At 65.6% G+C, this 13,584-nt stretch carries 11 protein-coding genes; 1 reads left to right on the top strand and 10 read right to left on the bottom strand.

From position 1 onward, the window contains the following. Positions 1-18 precede the first annotated feature (18 nt). The 9 genes from trpB to leuC all read right to left on the bottom strand — a co-directional run bounded on the left by trpB (position 19) and on the right by leuC (position 11,376). The gene (gene trpB, locus ACLD02_RS09850) at positions 19-1,230 is read right to left on the bottom strand and encodes a tryptophan synthase subunit beta (RefSeq protein ID WP_203101263.1); all 1,212 of its coding nucleotides are present in this window, start codon (positions 1,228-1,230) and stop codon (positions 19-21) included. Then, positions 1,214-1,891 (bottom strand): phosphoribosylanthranilate isomerase, encoded by a 678-nt coding sequence (locus tag ACLD02_RS09845; RefSeq protein ID WP_410298587.1) that lies wholly within the window; start codon positions 1,889-1,891, stop codon positions 1,214-1,216. Before ACLD02_RS09845 ends, trpB begins: the two co-directional genes overlap by 17 nt. A gap of 37 nt (positions 1,892-1,928) precedes the next feature. Beyond that, the gene (gene truA, locus ACLD02_RS09840) at positions 1,929-2,738 is read right to left on the bottom strand and encodes a tRNA pseudouridine(38-40) synthase TruA (protein WP_203101259.1); all 810 of its coding nucleotides are present in this window, start codon (positions 2,736-2,738) and stop codon (positions 1,929-1,931) included. Between the two features lie 100 nt (positions 2,739-2,838). Then, complete coding sequence (locus tag ACLD02_RS09835) at positions 2,839-5,853, bottom strand: FimV/HubP family polar landmark protein (RefSeq protein WP_410298586.1); 3,015 nt, start codon at positions 5,851-5,853, stop codon at positions 2,839-2,841. Positions 5,854-6,009: 156 nt separating this feature from the next. Further along, positions 6,010-7,026, bottom strand: a complete 1,017-nt coding sequence (locus tag ACLD02_RS09830; protein WP_203101255.1) for an aspartate-semialdehyde dehydrogenase — start codon at positions 7,024-7,026, stop codon at positions 6,010-6,012. Next, positions 7,026-8,138 (bottom strand): aspartate-semialdehyde dehydrogenase, encoded by a 1,113-nt coding sequence (asd, locus tag ACLD02_RS09825; RefSeq protein WP_203101245.1) that lies wholly within the window; start codon positions 8,136-8,138, stop codon positions 7,026-7,028. Before asd ends, ACLD02_RS09830 begins: the two co-directional genes overlap by 1 nt. A gap of 72 nt (positions 8,139-8,210) precedes the next feature. Next, positions 8,211-9,287: a 3-isopropylmalate dehydrogenase gene (gene leuB / locus ACLD02_RS09820; protein ID WP_410298585.1), complete on the bottom strand. Its 1,077-nt coding sequence runs from the start codon at positions 9,285-9,287 to the stop codon at positions 8,211-8,213. A gap of 22 nt (positions 9,288-9,309) precedes the next feature. Next, positions 9,310-9,948, bottom strand: a complete 639-nt coding sequence (gene leuD, locus ACLD02_RS09815; protein ID WP_203101241.1) for a 3-isopropylmalate dehydratase small subunit — start codon at positions 9,946-9,948, stop codon at positions 9,310-9,312. 12 nt (positions 9,949-9,960) lie between these two features. After that, entirely contained in the window at positions 9,961-11,376 is a 1,416-nt protein-coding gene (leuC, locus tag ACLD02_RS09810; RefSeq protein ID WP_203101239.1) for a 3-isopropylmalate dehydratase large subunit, read from the bottom strand. Between the two features lie 137 nt (positions 11,377-11,513). On the opposite strand from leuC, the gene ACLD02_RS09805 reads away from it, so the two are divergent. Further along, positions 11,514-12,401, top strand: coding sequence for a LysR family transcriptional regulator (locus ACLD02_RS09805; RefSeq protein ID WP_410298584.1), 888 nt, complete (start codon positions 11,514-11,516; stop codon positions 12,399-12,401). A gap of 73 nt (positions 12,402-12,474) precedes the next feature. Here the strand turns inward: ACLD02_RS09805 and pcaQ are convergent, their stop codons facing one another. Continuing rightward, complete coding sequence (gene pcaQ / locus ACLD02_RS09800) at positions 12,475-13,404, bottom strand: pca operon transcription factor PcaQ (protein ID WP_203101236.1); 930 nt, start codon at positions 13,402-13,404, stop codon at positions 12,475-12,477. Positions 13,405-13,584: the final 180 nt, after the last annotated feature.

Genomic DNA, 13,584 nt, shown 5'->3' with positions numbered 1-13,584 from the left:
GCGTGGTCTCCCCAATCCTCAGAAGTGAATGCCGTCGATCTCGGCCACGGTCAGGATGTCCTTGTCGCCGCGCCCGGACAGGTTGACGATGATATCCTTGTCCTTGCCCATGGTGGGCGCCAGCTTGCGGGCGTAGGCCAGGGCATGGGCGGATTCCAGCGCCGGCATGATGCCTTCCACGCGGGTCACCTCGCGGAAGGCGGCCAGCGCCTCGGTGTCATCGGCGGCCACGTAGTTGACCCGGCCGATGTCCTTCAACCAGGCGTGTTCCGGGCCCACCCCGGGGTAATCCAGCCCGGCGGACACCGAGTGGGTTTCGATGATCTGGCCGTTGTCGTCTTCCATCAGGTAGGTGCGGTTGCCATGCAGCACTCCGGGCCGGCCGGCGGACAGCGGCGCCGCGTGGCGGCCGGTCTCGACGCCGTCACCGGCCGCTTCAACGCCGTACATGGCGACGCCGTCGTCTTCCAGGAACGGGTGGAACAGGCCGATGGCGTTGGAGCCGCCCCCCACGCAGGCGACCAGGGCGTCGGGCAGTTTGCCGGCCTGGGCCAGGCTCTGCTCGCGGGCCTCGCGGCCGATCACCGACTGGAAGTCACGCACCAGCATCGGGTACGGGTGCGGGCCGGCCACGGTGCCGATGATGTAGAAGGTGTCGTCCACGTTGGTGACCCAGTCACGCATGGCCTCGTTCATGGCGTCCTTGAGGGTGCGCGAACCGGAGGTCACCGGAATCACGTCGGCGCCCAGCAGCTTCATGCGGTAGACATTGAGCTTCTGGCGGCGGATGTCCTCCTCGCCCATGAACACATGGCACTCCAGCCCCAGACGCGCCGCCACCGTGGCGGAAGCCACGCCGTGCTGGCCGGCGCCGGTTTCGGCGATCACCCGCTGCTTGCCCATGTGCTTGGCGAGCAGGGCCTGGCCGATGGTGTTGTTCACCTTGTGGGCGCCGGTGTGGTTGAGATCCTCGCGCTTGAGCCAGATACGGGCGCCACCCAGTTGCTCGGTCCATCGTTCGGCCAGGTACAGCGGTGAGGGACGGCCCACGTAGTGCGCCAGGTCGCGATCGAAATCGGCCTGGAATTCGGGGTCGTCCTTGAGCCGGCGGTACATGGTCTCCAGCTCATCGAGGGCGGCCATCAGGGTCTCGGAGACGAAGCGTCCACCGAACCGTCCAAAATGGCCCCGCTGATCGGGGAAAGCCTTATAGTCAGGACGTTGAGTCACCTGTTACTCCTTCGTCATGGAACTGAGCGGCGCGAATGAAGGCGGTCACCGCGCCGGAATCCTTGATGCCGCCGAGGCGGCGACCGTCGTCGCCCCGGCACTCCACCCCGCCGCTCACATCCACGGCCCAGGGGCGGGTGGCACGCACCGCGGCGGCGACATTATGCGGGTCCAGCCCACCGGCGAGAATCAACGGCAGAGCCAGCTCGCCGGGCAGCCGCGACCAGTCGAAGCGTTCGCCGGTGCCACCGGGCACCCCGGGTACATAGCTGTCCACCAGCAAGCCCCGGGCGCCGGCGGCGGCATAACGTTCCGCCTCGGCGGCCGGGTCGGCGCCGTCGCGCATGCGTAGCGCCTTGATCCAGGGTCGCCGGAAAGCGGCACCGTAAGCCGGGGATTCATCGCCGTGGAACTGCAGCAGATCCAGGGGCACTTCATTGAGCACGGAAGCCACGGTTTCCGGCGCCGCGTCCACGAACAGCCCCACGGTGGTCACCAGGGGCGGCAGAGCGGCGACGATATCGGCGGCTTGCCGGGGTGTCACGTAACGGGGGCTGGCCGGGTGGAACACCAGGCCAATGGCGTCGGCCCCGGCGCGGGCGGCGTGCAGGCCGTCCTCGGCGCGGGTGATGCCACAGATTTTAACCCGGGGTGCGTTCATGCGAAATCCATCATAGCAGACCGAAGCGAGTACGGCGTCAATTATGGCCGCCGTCCAGGTCCGCGAGCCACAGCGGGCCGCGCGGCTGCTTGGGCAGCGGGAAAGCGTCCGGGTAGCCGATCTCCACCAGATAGAGCCCATAAGGCGGCGCCGTGACGCCGCCCCGGGTACGGTCGCGGGCCTCCAGCACCTGGCGGGCCCAGTCCGGGTCCCGGTAGCCGGCGCCGATGGTCATCAGCACGCCGGCCATGTTGCGCACCATGTGCATCAGGAAGGCATTGGCCTCCACTTCGAGCACGATCAACGGCCCGCGGCGGTGAATCTGAAAGCGGGTCAGGGTCTTCACCGGCGACTTCGCCTGACAATGCACGCTGCGATAGGAGGTGAAATCGTGGGTGCCAACCAGATGCTGGCTGGCCAACGCCATGGCGTCCACGTCCAGCGGGCGATGGTTCCAGGTCACCTGGCGGCGGAACAGCGCCGGCGGCCGGGGGTGATTGTAAATCACGTAGCGGTAGCAGCGCCGGTGGGCGCTGAAACGGGCGTGGAAGTCCTCATCCACCGGCACCGCCCAGCGGATCGCCACGTCGTCGGGAATGAAACGGTTACCGCCCATCACCCAGGCCTTCATGTCCCGATCCGCGTCGGAATCGAAATGACAGACCTGACCGGTGGCATGTACCCCGGCGTCGGTGCGCCCGGCGCAGACCAGCGTCACCGGATGGTCCGCCACCCGCGACAGCCCTTTTTCCACCTCTTCCTGGACCGTGCGCACGCCGGGCTGCTGGGTCTGCCAGCCATGGAAGGCGCTGCCGTCATATTCCACCGCCAGGGCGATTCGGGTCATCGTTGGTCCACACACAGCAAAAAGGAAAGGGGCGATGCCTTCATGGCATCGCCCCTGGTGTAGTTTAGCGTACTTTGTCGGGAATCGCGGCTGAAGCGGATCAGCTTACCCGGGCAAGCAGTTCCTTGGCTTCGCCCTGCTGTTCCTCACTGCCTTCGGAAAGCACCTCGTTGAGAATGTCCCGGGCACCTTCCGCGTCGCCCATGTCGATGTAGGCGCGAGCCAGATCCAGCTTGGTGGCGTTCTCGTCGGTCTCGCCCAGGAAGTCGAAATCGTCGTCATCACCGAGCATGTCGTCTCCCTTGTCCGGGCCCGCCGCGCCAGCGACCGCCGGAGCGGGCTCGGCCTCATCGTCACCGAATTCCAGCTCCAGGTCGTCCAACTCCCGAGACGCCGACGCCAGGGTATCCGGCTCATCGGCTTCGGCGGCCTCGCTCAGCGGCGCGTCACCAACCCGATCTTCCGGAGCGTCATCGTCACTGAGATCCAAATCGTCCAGGGACAAATCCAGATCGTCCACGTCGGCACGCGGCTCCTCCACGCTGTCGGCGATCTCGGCATCGGCGGCCGGAGAGTCCTGCGCCGGGCCGTCGTTCAGCTCCACGTCCAGATCGTCCAGCTCCAGATCATCCAGTTCCAGATCGCCCAGGTCGGAGGCGGTGGCGTCGCTGCCTTCACGGGCTCGCTGATCGGCCTGATCAAGAGCCGCCAGCTCATCCTCGGTGAAGGTCGTGCCTTCTTCGCCATCGTCATCCAGGGAGAACTCAAAGGCCCCGTCGTCGTCGCCTTCGGCGGCCATGGGTTCACCGGCGGCATCCGGCTCATCCAGCACCAGCTCGTCGAATTCCAGGGTCTGCTCATCGCCGTCGGCGCTGTCCGTATCCCCGGCCTCCAGACCGGCGGTCGCGGGCTGGTCATCGTCGTCCAGCTTGAAATCAAAGTCGTCCAGTTCCAGGCCGCCCTGATCATCGCCCTCGCTCTGATCGGAGGAGACCATCGCGCCATCGTCGAAACCGCCGTCGGACAGGTCCGAGGCCAGATCCAGCTCCAGGTCGTCCAGGGACAGCTCTTCCTCCTCCTGGGGACCGTCCTCTTCCGGATCGTCGGCGATGGCCGCGTACTCGTCGGCGTCACCAGGCTCGCCGCCCAGGCGTTTGATGGCGGCGTCGACCGCGACGCTGGTGCCGGCGAACATGGCCGCCTGCTGATGGAAGCCGTTGTCGTCGTTCATCTCGCGCAGCAGTTCCAGCAGGCGGATCTTGAGATCGCCGCGCTCCGGCGCCTGATTGATCTCATTGCGCAGGTAGTCCACCGCCTGGGGGTACTGACCGTAGGCCACATAGACGTCGGCGCGCTCCATGGGGTCCATGTGCTCGTCGTCCAGGTCTTCCTGGGGCACGCCGGCGTCCCGCGAATCTTCGTCGTCGCCCTCGGTGCCCATCACCGGCGCGGCGTCGAAACCACCGTCATCGTCACCGAAACCGGCCTCGTCATCGCCACCGTTGTCGCCGCCCTGACGGCGGCGCACGGCCAGCAGAATCAACAACAACAGCACCGCCAGGGCGGCGCCGATGTAGATCAGGTTGCCCATGATCAGATCGACGATACCCCCGCCGGCGTCGCTGGCGGGGGTGGCCGGTTTCGGCTTGGGCGGCGGGTTCGCCGCCTTGTTATCCCGGGTGTCGCCCGACTGGCCACCCGGCGGCGCGGCCTGATCGGTGGCCGGCGCCTTGCCGCCGGCGACGTCACCACTTTCACCTCCGCTGGCATCGCGCGGCGCGGTACCCTGGTCCGGGTCGGCGCCTTCGGCGGTCTCGCCGTTCGGGCCGACCGCGCCATCACCGATACCGTCGTCCGGCTCCACCGGCATCGGCGTGGCGGGCTCTTCCAGCAATTGCGGATCGACCTCGGTGCCCTGCTGTTCGCTCAGGCGGCGCAGTTCTTCCTGAAGCGCGGCGATTTTTTCGTTGCGCAGCTCCAGCAGCCGCTGGCTCACTTCCACCTGGCCATCCAGGTCGCCGATGCGGCTGCGCAGTTCGTCATTTTCCCGTTGCAGGCGGTCCAGGTTCTCATCGCGGATCGCCAGTTCGTTCTGCAGGGCGGCGGTGTTGGCCTGGCCGCCGCCAGCACTGCCGGTACCGTCCCCGTCGCCCACGCCTTCGGCACTGTCCGGAGTGACCAGAGTGACCCGGCCGTCGCCATCGGCGCCGGCGCCATCACGGTCCGCCTGCTGGCGACCGGTGGCGTCCACCGGTGCCCGGGACGGGGCGGGCGCGCGCTGATCACGCAGGCGCTGCCATTCGCGGTTCTGCGCCGCCACCCGGGACAGCGCCTCGCGGCTGGAGAGATCGCGCACCTGGCTTTCCGACGGCAGACGCAGCACCGCGCCTTCACGGACCAGGTTCACGTTGTTGTTGATGAAGGCGTCCGGATTGCGCTCCTGAATCGCCAGCATCATCTGCTGCACGGACACGCCGGCGTTGGGGCGGGTGCGCTCGGCGATGCGCCACATGGTATCGGAGGCACCGACCCGATAGGTCCGCTGTTCGGCGGTATCGGTGGAAGCGGTATCGGCGACCGGAGCTTCGGTGCCGACCGGCGCGGGCGCCCGGGCCGGCGCCGGGCGCGGACGCTCCGGCTGGGACGGAGCCGGACGGCTGACCGGACGCGGCGGCGCTTCGCTGCGCGCCGGGGTCACGGCGCTGTCGGCGTCGGCGTAGCTGGGCGGATCAAGCAGGACGGTGTATTCACGCATCAACCGGCCGGTGGGCCAGAGGAATTGCACCAGGAAGTCCAGGTAAGGCTCCCGGACCGGCTGATCGGAGGTGATGCGCAGTTGCCCGGTGTCGCCGGAGGCATCCAGCGTCACCTCGAAATCGAGACTGTTGAGGAAGTAGGCGCGCTCAACGCCGGCGTTGTCGAACTGCTCCTGGGAACCCAGCTCGACCAGTATCTGGTCCTTGGACAAATCTCCCAGATCCTGCAGCTGCACGGTCATGTCGAGCGGCTGGTTCAGATAGGAGTTCAGCTCATACTCCCCCACCCCCAGTGCAGCCGCCAGCCCGGGCGACATGGCCGCCAGGGCGATAAAGCCTATCCCAAGTCTTCGGAGCATTGATCGAACCCTTTACTTATTATCCCGTCCCCGCTCGTGCAGGCCGCAAAATAATCGCGACGCCGTTCCCTTGTACCCATAACGGCAAGGTGGGATTGTGCAGTAAATTACCGATGACACCTAGAAACTGCGTCACATATTCCCGCTAAGTATTCATCACAGATAGTCTTTTAGCAACGCTTCCACCAGCAGCACCGCGTTGTAGGCGGCGCCGGTCTTGATGTTGTCCGCCACCGTCCAGAAGCTTAGCGCGCCTTGCCCGTCGATGTCCTCGCGAACACGGGCCAGACGCACGCCGAGGTCGGCGCGGATCTGCGCCACCGGAGAGGCGCTGTCGGCCTCGCCGCCCTCGTCCATCTGCAGACCCGGCGCCTGATCCCAGCAGGCTTCCGCCTGGGCCAGGGCCAGCGGCAGGGTGCCCTGCACCACCACGGTCTGGGCGATGCCATGGAACACCGGCACCTGAACGCAGCTCACATCCACCGCCAGTTGCGGCTGGGCCAGCACCCGGCGGGTCTCCAGCATCAGCTTGAGTTCCTCGCTGGTGTAACCGTTGTCCTGCATGCTGCCGGCCACCGGCAGCAGGTTGAAGGCGTGTTGTGGATCACCGCCCTCCTCCGCGTCCAGGCCATTAAGCAACCGGGCGCTTTGCCGGGCCAGCCGTTCCACGCCGTTGCGACCGGCGGCGGAGGCGCCCTGCAACTGGGTCACCGACACCCGCAACAGGTCACCCAGCTCCAACAGTGGCTTGAGCGCCAGCAACAATTGCACGGTGGCCGCGTCCGGAGCGGCCACGATATTGCGTTCCCGAGCGGCGCCGAGCTGTTCCTCGTTAACGCCGGCCGCCACCAGCGGCACATCCGGCTCGTAGCGGAACGCCGGCGACAGATCCAGCGCCAGGGCGCCGGCCTCGGCGGCGCGCGGCACCAGCTCCTGGGACACCCGCGCGCCGGCGGCGAACACCGCCAATTGCACGCGGGAAAAATCGAAGTCCTCGGCCTTGCCTACCTTGAAGTTGCGCTTGCCGACTTGAAGGGTCTTGCCGAGGCTGTTGTCGGAGGCCAGAACGAACAACTCGCCGACCGGAAGATTCCGGTCGGCGAGCAGTTCGAGAAAGGCCTCGCCCACCAGGCCGGTGGCTCCCACCACGGCCAGATCGACGGTGCTTGTCATCAGTGCTCCAGAAGAATACGCAGCATGCGGCGCAGCGGTTCGGCGGCGCCCCACAGCAACTGGTCGCCCACGGTAAAGGCGTTCAGATATTCACCACCCATGTTAAGCTTGCGCAGCCGGCCCACGGGTACCGTCAGCGTACCGGTTACGGCGGTGGGCGTCAGGTCGCGCAGGGTGGCTTCTTTCTCGTTGGGGACCACCTTGACCCAGTCGTTGGCCTGGCCGACCAGGTCATGAACCTCGTCCAGCGGCACGTCGCGGGTCAGTTTCACGGTCAGCGCCTGGGCGTGGCAGCGCATGGCGCCAATACGCACGCAGGTGCCGTCCAGCGGAATCGGCTGGTCGCCACGACCCAGGATTTTGTTGGTTTCGGCCTGGGCTTTCCACTCTTCCTTACTCTGGCCGTTGTCCATTTCCTTGTCGATCCAGGGCAGCAGGGAGCCGGCCAGCGGAAAACCGAAGTGCTCATGGGGCAGCCCGTCGCCGCGCATGGTGGCCGCCACCTGGCGGTCGATGTCGAGAATGGCGCTGGACGGATTGGCCAGTTGCTCGGCCACGTCACCATGGATGGCGCCCATCTGCGCGATCAGCTCGCGCATGTTCTGGGCACCGGCGCCGGAGGCCGCCTGGTAGGTCTGGGCGCTCGCCCATTCCACCAGGCCGGCGTTGAACAGGCCGCCCAGGGCCATCAGCATCAGGCTCACGGTGCAGTTGCCGCCCACGTAATCCTTGACGCCCTTATCCAGGGCCTGATCGATGACGCCCCGGTTGACCGGGTCCAGCACGATCACGCTGTTATCCGCCATGCGCAGGGCGGAGGCGGCGTCGATCCAGTAGCCGTCCCAGCCGGCTTCACGCAGCTTGGGGTACACCTCGTTGGTGTAGTCGCCGCCCTGGCAGGTGACGATCACATCCAGTTGCTTGAGCTCATCGATGCTCTTGGCGTCGCCGAGCACCGCAATGTCCTTGCCCACGTCCGGGCCCTGCTGACCCACCTGGGAAGTGGAGAAAAATACCGGCTCGATGTCCTTGAAGTCGTTCTCCGCGCGCATGCGGTCCATGAGCACCGAGCCCACCATGCCACGCCAACCTACAAAACCGACTTTCTTCATTGAGTCTGTTCTCCCGAAGAGCATGCCGCCCTTCTCTGTCTTCTATGGATGAACGGGGTGGCGATGCCGCGGTCAGCCGTTGGCCAGTGCCTCGGCGACAGCGGTGCCCATCTCCCCGGTGCTCACCTTGCGGGTGCCCTCGGTGTGAATATCCGCGGTTCGCAGTCCCTGATCCAGCACCTTTTCCACCGCCGCCTCGATGGCGTCGGCCACATCGCCGCGCTGCAGGCTGTAACGCATCAGCATGGCCAGCGACATGATCGTTGCCAGCGGGTTGGCGATGCCCTGCCCGGCGATGTCCGGCGCCGAGCCGTGGCAGGGTTCGTACAGGCCCTTGCGGTTTTCGTCCAGGGACGCGGAGGGCAGCATGCCGATGGAGCCGGTGAGCATGGCGGCTTCATCGGAAAGGATGTCACCGAACAGGTTGCCGGTCACGATGACATCGAAATTCTTGGGCGCGCGCACCAGTTGCATGGCGGCGTTGTCCACGTACATGTGCGACAGCTCGATCTCCGGGTAGGCCTTGGCCTCCTCGGTGACCACTTCCTTCCACAGCTCGGTGACCTCCAGCACATTGGCCTTGTCCACGGAGCACACGCGCTTGCCGCGCTGCATGGCCAGATCGAAGGCGACCCGGGCGATGCGCTTCATCTCCGATTCGGAGTACACGTAGGTGTTGAAGCCGACCCGCTCGCCGTTCTCTTCCTTGATGCCACGGGGCTGGCCGAAGTAGATGCCGCCGGTCAGCTCACGCACGATCAGGATGTCGAGCCCGGACACCACCTCCGGCTTGAGGCTGGAGGCGCCGGCCAGTTGCGGAAACAGGATCGCCGGGCGCAGATTGGCGAACAGGCCCAGGGAGGAACGCAACCGCAACAGGCCGCGCTCCGGACGCTTGTCGCGCTCGATATTGTCCCACTTGGGCCCGCCAATGCTGCCGAACAGAATGGCGTCGGCGGCGCGCGCCTTGGCCAGCGTGCCCTCCGGCAACGGGTCGCCTTCGGCGTCATAGGCGGCGCCGCCCACCAGGCCGTGTTCCAGGTCGACATCCAGACCAAAGCGCGTCTTGGCGGCTTCCAGCACCCGCAGGGCTTCATCCACGATTTCCGGACCGATCCCGTCACCGGGCAACACCAGAATACTGCTCATTGTGCTCTCTTTTCCTCGTTCACTATTCGAATACCCAGGGCTCTGCCTGGGCGCGGCGTGCCTCGTAGGCGCGGATGACATCCGCCTGCTGCAGGGACAGGCCAATCTCGTCCAGGCCATTGAGCAGGCAATGCTTGCGGAAGCCGTCGATCTCGAACGCCAGGGCCTGTCCTTCCGGGGTCAGCACCTGCTGATTTTCCAGGTCGATGGTGAGCCGGAAGTCGTCACTGGCGGCCTCGGCCTTGAAAAGCTCGTCAACGGTAGCGTCCGGCAGCACGATCGGCAACAGGCCGTTCTTGAAGCAGTTGTTGTAGAAAATATCGGCGTAACTGGGCGCGATGATCGCCTTGAAGCCGAAATCCATCAGCGCCCACGGGGCGTGCTCACGGCTTGAGCCACAGCCGAAGTTGCGCCGGGTGAGCAGTACGCTGGCGCCTTGGTACTCGGGCTTGTTGAGCACGAAGTCCGGATTTTTCGGGCGCGCATCGTTGTCCTGGCCCGGCTGGCCCTCGTCCAGATAGCGCCACTCGTCGAACAGGTTGGGGCCGAAGCCGGTGCGTTTGATGGACTTCAGAAACTGCTTGGGAATGATCTGATCAGTGTCCACGTTGGCGCGGTCCAGCGGCGCCACCAGGCCGGTATGTTTAACGAATTTTTCCATGACGACCGCTCCTTACGCGTCCAAATCACGAATGTCGACGAAGTGGCCGGCCACCGCGGCGGCGGCGGCCATGGCCGGGCTCACCAGATGGGTGCGACCGCCATTGCCCTGGCGTCCCTCGAAGTTACGGTTCGAGGTGGAGGCGCAGTGTTCGCCGGGCTGCAGACGGTCCGGGTTCATGGCCAGACACATGGAACAGCCGGGCTGGCGCCATTCAAAACCGGCTTCCAGGAAGATCTTGTCCAGGCCTTCCTGTTCGGCCTGCTGCTTGACCACCCCGGAACCGGGCACCACCAGCACCTGCTTCACGGAGTCCGCCTTCTTGCGGCCCTTGACCACCTCGGCGGCGGCGCGCAGGTCCTCGATGCGGGAGTTGGTGCACGAGCCGATGAACACCCGGTCCACCTTGATATCGCTGACCTTGATGCCCGGCTCCAGGCCCATGTATTCATAAGCCCGTTGCATGCCGGAGCGCTTCACCTCGTCCTGCTCGGCGGCGGGATCGGGCAACGGCGCGTCCACCGCCACCACCATTTCCGGGCTCGTGCCCCAGGACACCTGGGGTTTGATATCGGCGGCGTCGATCCGCACCACGGTGTCGAACTCGGCGTCGTCATCGGACACCAGGGTGCGCCAGTAGGCTTCCGCCTTGTCCCAGTCGGCGCCCTTGGGAGCCGCCGGACGGGCGCGCACGTAATCAATGGTGGTGTCGTCCACCGCCACCATACCGGCGCGGGCGCCGGCTTCGATGGACATATTGCAGACCGTCATACGGCCTTCCAGGCTCAGCGAGCGGATCGCGCTGCCGGCGAACTCGATGGCATGGCCGGTACCGCCGGCGGTGCCGATCACGCCAATGATGTGCAGCACCACGTCCTTGGCGGTAACGCCCGGCCCCAGGTCGCCATCCACCCGCACCTGCATGTTCTTCATCTTGCTGGCCACCAGGGTCTGGGTGGCCAGCACGTGCTCCACCTCGCTGGTGCCGATGCCGTGGGCCAGACAGGCCAGCGCGCCGTTGGTGGAGGTGTGGGAGTCGCCGCACACCACCGTCATGCCGGGCAGCACCGCGCCCTGCTCCGGGGCCATCACGTGCACGATACCCTGGCGCACGTCGCCGATGCCGTACTCGGTGATGCCGAACTCACGGGTGTTGTCCTGCAGGGTGGTCACCTGGATGCGCGAGGTCTCGTCCTCGATATCCGCGGCGCTGTTGAACGGAGTGGTGGGCACATTGTGGTCGATGGTGGCCACCGACGCGCCGGCCCGCCACGGCTGGCGGCCCGCCAGACGCAGGCCCTCGAACGCCTGCGGCGAGGTCACCTCGTGGATGATCTGCCGGTCGATGTAAATCAACGCCGAGCCGTCCTCGCGTTCGGCGACCAGGTGGGCGTCCCACAATTTGTCGTAAAGCGTTTTGCCAGCCATAGGTCTTCGTCCTGGTCCTGGTTCAATAGGGGAATCTTCAGGGTAGGCACACCATACGCAGGGGCATTCGATAATTCCAATTCATATTTTTTATGTTTAGGATTCCAGATGGTTATCAATAAGCGGGCTGGAATTCCATGGACACACACTCCCTCACCGTCTTCATGGCGGTGGCCGACACCGGCTCCTTTTCCGCCGCCGCGGAGCGACTGTTCCTGACCCAGCCGGCGGTCAGCAAGCGCATCGCCCAGCTCGAACAACAGCTGGGCACGCGGCTGTTCGACCGGGTCGGCCGGCGTATCCGCCTCACCGAGGCCGGTGAAGCCCTGCGCCCCCGCGCCCGCCGGGTACTGCTGGATCTGGAGGACATGAGCCGGGCCATCAGCGACCTGACCGGCGGCGTCTCGGGTACCCTGCGCATCGGCACCAGCCACCACATCGGCCTGCACCGCCTGCCGCCGGTGCTGCGCCGCTACTCGCGGGCCTACCCGGAGGTAAAGCTGGATATCCATTTCATCGATTCCGAGGAAGCCTGGGAAGCGGTGCGCCACGGCGATCTGGAACTGGGCGTGGTGACCCTGCCGCCACAACCTGACGGACGCCTGCACACCCAGGTGGTGTGGAACGACCCGCTGGTGTTCATGGCCGCCCCCGAGCACCCCCTGGCCCGGCTCGAACGGGTGCCGCTGGACACGCTTACCGGCTACAGCGCCATCCTGCCCTCCCCGGTCACCTTTACCCGCCGCATCGTGGAAAGCCTGTTCCTGGAGCGCCGCCTGGATCTGAACATCTCCATGTCCACCAACTATCTGGAGACCATCCATATGATGGTGTCCATCGGCCTGGGCTGGAGCGTGCTGCCGGAAACCATGCTCGACGACACCGTGGTACGCCTGAACGTAGCCGACTCCCTGCCGATACGACGCCTCGGCGTGGTATCCCATCCGGGCCGCACCCGCTCCAACGCGGCGCGGGCGTTCATGGCCACCCTGGAGGAAAGCGGCGCGTCACAAGCCTCCCGGTAAGCGCCTTTAGCCACGATGAGCCGCCTTATCGCGATTAAACGCTCCTGCCCATGCATGCTCTGAACACCTGGAGTCAGCGCCCCAGCGGACGCAGATGGCGGGTCTGTGACAGCAGGATATGCGTGATCTGCCGTGTGGCGGCGTCCAGCTCCTGATCCTGGCGACGGATCACGCCCACCGGGTCGCTGGTGTTCTCGATCGGGTCGGCGAGCAGGCTCAGCAAACCGGCCTCGATGTAATCTTCCACCACCCCGTAGGAGATCATCCATACCGCCTCCGAGGTACGCAGAAAGGATCGTCCGAATGTATTGGAGACGGTTTCGATCACCGTCCTCGGCATCGGAATCCCCAGGTTGGTCAGTGCCTGTTCCACCAGAGGCCGGATACGGGTACCCACCGGTGGCAGCAGAAAGGGATAGCGGCTTACGTCACGGAGCCGCACGCCTCCCGCCTGACAAAGGGGGTGGCCGGCGCGGGCCACCAGCACCAGGGGCTCCGCGTACAGATGCTTGAACTCCAACTGCTGCATGTCGTCCGGTGAGCCGATGCGCGCCACCACCAAATCCACCTTGCCCTGATGCAACAACTCCAGCAGGTGCTGGTTATGGCCGGTGAGCAATGAAAAGTTGACCGAACGGCGGGTTTCCTCAAGAAAGCGGGTGGTGGCCTGGGGCAAGAAGCGCGCCGCCACCGTCGGCAATACACCCAGGCGAACTTCGATACGAGGTGCCGCCGGGTCCGCCTGCAGACCGTCGTAGCCCTGCTCCAGAGCCGCCATGCCCGCCGCCGCGTAGTGGAAAAACAATTCCCCCTGGTGGGTGAGCTTCACTCCTGAGCGATCACGCACGATCAGGCGATGCCCGGCGATCTGCTCCAGTTCATTCAGTGTCTTGGTCACCGCTGCCTGGGTGATATTGAGGGACTCGGCGGCTTCGCGCAGATAGTGGGAGCGGGCGGCGGCCAGGAAGCACTGAAAGTGACGCAGTTTCAAGCGGCGGTCCACGGCGTTCTCCGTTGTTATTGGTGGGACGGCTCAAGGCGCCATTCTAGTTAACCTTACGTTAATTGTAAGTCCGCTTTTTTCAATTTAATTAATAAAAACCCTTTCCTATAGTCGGGTTCACCGGCATCGCCCGGCCTTTCATTACCTCCCAAGGCAACCCGCCGAACCACGGCGGGTGGG

This window comes from Alloalcanivorax sp. C16-2 (assembly GCF_046507615.1).
Lineage (GTDB): Bacteria > Pseudomonadota > Gammaproteobacteria > Pseudomonadales > Alcanivoracaceae > Alloalcanivorax > Alloalcanivorax marinus_A.
This window is presented reverse-complemented; position numbering and strand designations above follow the sequence as displayed.

Coding starts and splice junctions, on each gene's coding strand:
- ACLD02_RS09845 (WP_410298587.1), bottom strand. CDS start 1,891: ATGAACGCACCCCGGGTTAAAATCTGTGGCATCACCCGCGCCGAGGAC.
- truA (WP_203101259.1), bottom strand. CDS start 2,738: ATGACCCGAATCGCCCTGGCGGTGGAATATGACGGCAGCGCCTTCCAT.
- ACLD02_RS09835 (WP_410298586.1), bottom strand. CDS start 5,853: ATGCTCCGAAGACTTGGGATAGGCTTTATCGCCCTGGCGGCCATGTCG.
- ACLD02_RS09830 (WP_203101255.1), bottom strand. CDS start 7,026: ATGACAAGCACCGTCGATCTGGCCGTGGTGGGAGCCACCGGCCTGGTG.
- asd (WP_203101245.1), bottom strand. CDS start 8,138: ATGAAGAAAGTCGGTTTTGTAGGTTGGCGTGGCATGGTGGGCTCGGTG.
- leuB (WP_410298585.1), bottom strand. CDS start 9,287: ATGAGCAGTATTCTGGTGTTGCCCGGTGACGGGATCGGTCCGGAAATC.
- leuD (WP_203101241.1), bottom strand. CDS start 9,948: ATGGAAAAATTCGTTAAACATACCGGCCTGGTGGCGCCGCTGGACCGC.
- leuC (WP_203101239.1), bottom strand. CDS start 11,376: ATGGCTGGCAAAACGCTTTACGACAAATTGTGGGACGCCCACCTGGTC.
- ACLD02_RS09805 (WP_410298584.1), top strand. CDS start 11,514: ATGGACACACACTCCCTCACCGTCTTCATGGCGGTGGCCGACACCGGC.